The organism is Parabacteroides bouchesdurhonensis (assembly GCF_900186615.1).
Classification (GTDB): Bacteria; Bacteroidota; Bacteroidia; order Bacteroidales; family Tannerellaceae; genus Parabacteroides; species Parabacteroides bouchesdurhonensis.
Genome location: NZ_LT896588.1, coordinates 917,341 through 923,450, shown reverse-complemented (window position 1 = coordinate 923,450; position 6,110 = coordinate 917,341). Strand labels below are relative to the sequence as shown.

Genomic DNA, 6,110 nt, shown 5'->3' with positions numbered 1-6,110 from the left:
TCCATTCCATAATGCTTGTTTGAAATGATAGATTCGAAAGTCATGCGCAAGCCGTTAGGATAATGGTAAATAACACTTACACTGTCATAAACCTCACGACCGTCTTTCCAGAAAAGAATGTCGCCGAACCCTGTGATATAGTCGGGAAGAGAATGATTGACCCACGTACCCATTTGTAATTGGTGGGCGGCAAGTTCGGTCATCAAACCACCTGAATATTCTTTGTACAGTCGCCAGTTTATCTGTCTTTCCAATGACGGTTCCGGTACAGGCCTGCGCCAGTCGTTGTTACGGTACCAGAAGTTACGAAGTCCTACTATCTGACCGATTGTTCCATTCTTTATCAGTTCTATCGCTTTCAGATATTTCGGGTCGAACAGGCGTTGTATGCCTATATAAAGGACTTTGCCCGATTCTTTATATATATCATACATTTCCTTGCATTGTTCCACGGTTCTGGCCATGGACTTTTCGCAGAATACATGCTTGCCGGCTTTCAACCCTGCGATTGAGATTGGAGCATGCATGTGAAGAGGTGTTGCAATCAGGATGCCGTCCACATTCGGGTCGGCAATTGCCTGGTTGTAGTCTTTATATTGTTTTGCTTTCGGGAATACTTTGGCAGCATTGTCAAGATGCGGCTGGTAAATATCGCACAAAGCAACGACTTCGGCATGAGGTATTTGTAAGAGGTGGTTGATATGGTACATGCCTCTTGATCCTGTTCCGATAATGGCAAGCCTAGCCTTCTGGCCTTTTACTTGCTTTTCTCTTTCCTGAGCAAGGAGATGCAATTGAGGCAGAGAAGATAGCAAAAGACCGCTTCCTCCTATAGCTCCCATATTTTTCAGGAAATTCCGACGAGATAAATTTTGAGTATCCATTGTTTTTTATTATTATTTTAATGATAGGATCTTTTTACTATCTCTGAATTATAGCTTCATTTCCCATCCTGGTTCATAATCACGACCCCAATATTTCATCGCTTCCTGATCTTGTATAATTCGCCCGTTAGCAGAGTCGATATCGAGTGAACGTTTTACACGTTGAGAGATATTACCAATTTGCATCAACAAAGTGCTCTTGTGTCCCGATACTATATCCGAATTCAGTTTAGCACCTTTTCTGATACCATCAAAGAAGTTATTGATGTGCAAAGCATCCAGGCTTTCAGCCGGGTTCATCAAATTACGTGGGTCTATTTCCAGTTTGCTGTATTGTTGTTTTACAACTTTATTGTCCATATCGAAGATTCTATAGCCATCGCTCCCCGTAATCAACAAACTGCCTTTGTCTCCATAAAACATAACTCCGACACTACTGCCTTCAATAGTTCTGCCATTGCAGCTGCGTCCTTCCCATGTCATAGATTTGCTATTTCCGAATTCAAGATCTATAACCTGCGTATCCGGAGTTTCCCAATCGTCCTTAAAGAAATACCGGCCTCCGGTAGAACTTACTCTTGTAGGATAGTCTAATTCCATTCCCCAGCGCAATATGTCTATCATGTGTGTACCGTTATTCAATGATTCGGAAGTTCCCCATCTCCAGAACCAGTGCCAGTTATAGTGAACTACATTGTCTTTATAAGCTACGCGGGGAGCCGGACCTTGCCATAAATTCCAATCAAGCCATTCGGGAACGGGAACTTCTTTCCCTATGCCTATTGATGGACGGTTGTTGGTATACCATGCCTTACCAAAGTGTACATTGCCAATGACGCCGTCTTTTATAGCCTGTATACCTTCTTGTACATTCGGCCAGGAACGTCTTTGATTACCCATTTGCACCACACGGTTATATTTTTCTACTCCCTGTATGAGAATTTCTCCTTCTTCCGGACAATAGCTACACGGTTTTTCCAGATATACATCTTTACCTGCCTGCATAGCCATCAATGCTGCCGGTGCATGCCAATGGTCTGGGGTTGCGATAATAACGGCATCTACATCTTTTGATTCAAGAGCTTTTCTGAAATCCTTTTCTGTTTTTGGCTTATGCCCTTGTATTTTAGTTACGGCATCCGCACATTTTGCAATGGCACGACTATCTACATCGCATACATATGCTATTTCACAACCTTGTTGTTTTGCGAAGTTTGCAGCCAAAGCCCCTCCACGGGAATTGACACCAATGGCTGCAACTCTGATCTTATCACTTGCTCCTTTAATGTTGGAATAACTTTTAGCACTCATACCTTCTAAAACACTTCCGAAGGAAAGGGCAGATGCTCCCAGTGCTGCTTTCTTTAAAAAATCACGTCGTGTACTCATGGTAATATTTTTATATAGTATGTAATTTAGTCTAACATAGCGATACAAAGAAATTCTTATTTGAGCTAAATTTGAACTCAATTGACGTCTATCTATTCTCAAAAAACGTCAATATTGATTCATGATATTGCAAAAATAACCATAATCTATGTAAATAAGAGATATATTTTAAAATATATTGGGCTATAAGTAAAAATATAACTGAAACAAAGCAGCCTGACAAATTCATTGCCAGGCTGCTTTTCCTTATCTTATTAAACAGGAGTTGATTTATCCTATATTCTTTACCTTAATCAAATATTCTGCAATCTGGACTGCGTTCAAGGCTGCCCCCTTCTTTATCTGGTCACTTACGGTCCAGAATGTCAAACCATTTGGATTTGTAAGGTCTTTACGTATACGACCTACGTATACCGGATCTTTTCCTGCAATGAACAACGGCATTGGATAATCTTTCTTTGCCGGTTCGTCTTGCAATACCACGCCTTCCGCTTCTGCAAATGCTTTACGGGCCTCTTCCACACTGACAGGACGCTCGGTCTCAATCCATGTAGCTTCGCTATGGGCACGCATAACAGGAACACGAACGCAAGTTGCACTGACTTCTATATCCGAGTGCATAATTTTACGTGTTTCGTTATACATCTTCATTTCTTCTTTTGTATAACCGTTTTCAAGGAATACATCTACGTGAGGAATTACGTTATATGCCAATTGGTATGCGAATTTTTCTACTGTGGGTTCTTCACCTTTCAGTATTTGTTCATATTGCTTTACCAACTCAGCCATAGCTGTAGCTCCTGCGCCACTGGCTGCCTGATACGTAGAAACTTGTACACGCTTGATGTGCGACAGGTTTTCGATTGCTTTTAATGCAACGACCATCTGGATGGTTGTACAATTCGGATTGGCAATGATTCCGCACGGACGATTCAGTGCATCCTCCGGATTTACTTCTGGAACTACCAACGGAATATCGTTGTCCATACGAAACGCACTGGAATTGTCGATCATGACGGTTCCGAATTTCGTGATGGTTTCTGCAAATTCGCGTGATGTACCAGCACCGGCCGAAACAAAAGCAACATCAATTCCCTTAAAGTCGTCGTTATGCTTAAGCTCCTTGACGGTAATCTGTTTACCACGGAAGTTATAAACATGTCCGGCACTACGAGATGAACCAAAAAGTATAAGCTCATCCATCGGGAAGTTTCTTTCGTCGAGTACACGCAGGAATTCTTGTCCTACGGCTCCACTTGCTCCAACAATTGCTACTTTCATTTTGAGCACTAATTAATTTGTTTGTAGAAAAAATGTTATAATTTTACGTCGTATATGAAATATAAGTCTCCTTATATTACAACGTTTTGGGAGGCAAAGATATGTAAATTATAAACAAAACCGCATAACTATGAGACAATTTATTATTATTTTCTTTGTATTCCTGCCTATTTGTGTTTCCGCACAACTTATTGAATCGTTTGACGGGCCCAATATCGATTCCGCTAATTCATGGATTTTTGAAAAAAGCTTTTGGAATATTGATAATGGGAAATTAAGGTTTGACGGAAGTGGTTTAACCGGTGATTTCTCCTGTTATGTGCCGATAACCTATGCCAAAGATATGGAATGGCAGATAGATGTGAATCTTTTGTTCAAGTCGTCTAATACGAATCATGCCCGTATTTATGTATATGCAACAGACGGTCCGGGTTCTATACTTTATTATGTGCAGGTGGGGCATAATGATCATAATGTTTCTCTTTACCGGCAAAAAGGAAGCGGAACTCCGCAACGGATTATTAACGGGCGGAAGAATTTGTTGGGAACAGAAGCATCCTCTGTGAAAATAAAGTTAACGATGGAAAATGAGAGAGTCTGGACTCTGTATACTTCTGTCAATGGCAATTCATTCAGGCAGGAAGGGATGCCGTTTACTGATAATCCTTTGCAAGATATACGTACCGGAGGATACTTGAATATCACATGCCGGTGTAAAGCCTCTTCTTTAAAAAATATGATCTATACGTTTGATAATGTAAAGGCCTTGCATGATGTAACGTCCATACCAACAGTTCCCGAGGAAAAACCGGACGAGCAGCCGGAAGATAAGCCTTCTACTGATACTTCCGCTCCCAAACTTTTATCTATGACCGAAGAAGACGAATATTCATTGCTCCTTTCATTTGATAAAAAGGTTGCTGCGGAAAAGAGCGTGTTTTTATTGAATGATGATAAGGCCGAAGAGGTTTATATTTCGACCGACGAGACAGTGCTGAAGCCTGTCTGGGCAACCGGCCGGCAAAAAGCGGCCAGTTATACATTGACCTATTCCGGAATAACAACTAAGGGTGGCATTGCTGAGGGTAAAGGAAATAAAACCTTTGTCTCGAAGTTAGGGAATGATCCCGATGATTTTACAAAACCATCGGGATCTTTTATTCGCATCAACGAGGTTATGGCCGACCCCAACGGTTTGATAGATTTACCCCAGACGGAATATGTGGAGTTATACAACACATCGGAAACTTCCTGCCAATTGGAAGGATGGTCTTTTATATATAATGATAAACCGGTTAGTTTGGCTTCTCTGTTGCTTCCCCCGGGAGGTTATGTCGTGCTATATCGTGAAGGCCGGGATATTAAAGTAGCACCTGCCGGTAAAGAAATGCCTTTGGCTAAGTTTCCTGCACAATTGGCGAATGATGGCAAGACCTTGCGACTGAAATCTGCGGAAGGAGATTTGGTAGATGAAATCACTTATCAAAAGGCTAAACCCGGTGTCGCTTGGGAACGTTCGGAACAGGGCTTGTATCTGTCTACTGATTCTAAGGGCGGAACACCCGGCGAGGCTAATTCCAGCCCGGATGGTAAACCGCAAGAACCAAACAATCCGAATGAACCGGATAACCCCGAACCTCCAACCGATGTGGAAGGCACTTCCGTAAATCCTTTTGAGATCGTTTTTAACGAGTTGTTGCCTAATCCTTATGTAGGAGGCAGCGAATATATAGAATTGTATAACCGTTCCGATAGAAAACTTTCGGTATATGGATTATCTATTGCTACCCGGAAGTCCGACGGTACATTAAGTACGCATTATCCTTTGTCGTCCGTTCCTTTCTATATGGAGCCGAAAGGTTATCTTTTGTTGACGAAAGATATAGAAGGTGTTTCCTCTTTTTATCTTACCTCTTCTCCGGAGGTATTGCATCAGCAGAAGCTGCCGGTATTGGCAAATACTGTATCTACTTTAGTATTGTTCCGTATGGAAGACGAAGAAGTGATAGATGAAGTGACCTATTCCTCCAAATGGCATGCGCCATCAATAAAGAATGAACGAGGTGTCTCTTTAGAACGGGTCAATCCGGATGCCGTTACACAGGATGCCGCCAATTGGATGTCGGCCGCGGAAACGTCCGGATATGGCACACCAGGCTATCGTAATTCGCAGTATAGAACATCCGGTTCCGATACTCCCACTTCTGTTGACGTTCCGGTTTATTCGGACTTGACAGGCGAATACACTATACTCTATCATTTGGATGAACCGGGATATAATTGTCGTGCATGGATATTTGATACCTCCGGACGCAGGCTTGCCGAAGTCACCAATAATAGTTTGCTTGGTATAAATGGAGAATTATCGTGGAATGGTATGGGGTATGATGGAAAAAAAATACAGACAGGCGTTTATATATTATGTGTTGAATTTTATAATATCTCAGGAATTACACATTCGTACAAGAAGGTATTCCTTGTGCATTAGCATATAAAAATGTATAGAAAGACAATTCTGATTTTGTACATTTGCATAAATAATAGTATTGGGTAAGT

General features: G+C 41.6%; 4 protein-coding genes. 1 reads left to right on the top strand and 3 read right to left on the bottom strand.

Going from position 1 to position 6,110, the window contains the following annotated elements:
- The 3 genes from C1721_RS04045 to C1721_RS04035 form a co-directional block, all read right to left on the bottom strand.
- A partial coding sequence (locus C1721_RS04045; protein ID WP_102407265.1) for a Gfo/Idh/MocA family protein occupies positions 1–884 on the bottom strand: 884 nt, incomplete at its 3' end.
- 48 nt (positions 885–932) lie between these two features.
- The gene (locus C1721_RS04040) at positions 933–2,273 is read right to left on the bottom strand and encodes a Gfo/Idh/MocA family oxidoreductase (protein ID WP_102407264.1); all 1,341 of its coding nucleotides are present in this window, start codon (positions 2,271–2,273) and stop codon (positions 933–935) included.
- Between the two features lie 270 nt (positions 2,274–2,543).
- Positions 2,544–3,554, bottom strand: a complete 1,011-nt coding sequence (locus C1721_RS04035) for an aspartate-semialdehyde dehydrogenase (RefSeq protein ID WP_102407263.1) — start codon at positions 3,552–3,554, stop codon at positions 2,544–2,546.
- Between the two features lie 130 nt (positions 3,555–3,684).
- Here C1721_RS04035 and C1721_RS04030 point away from each other — a divergent pair, with 130 nt between their 5' ends.
- Positions 3,685–6,042, top strand: coding sequence for a lamin tail domain-containing protein (locus C1721_RS04030; protein WP_102407262.1), 2,358 nt, complete (start codon positions 3,685–3,687; stop codon positions 6,040–6,042).
- Positions 6,043–6,110: the final 68 nt, after the last annotated feature.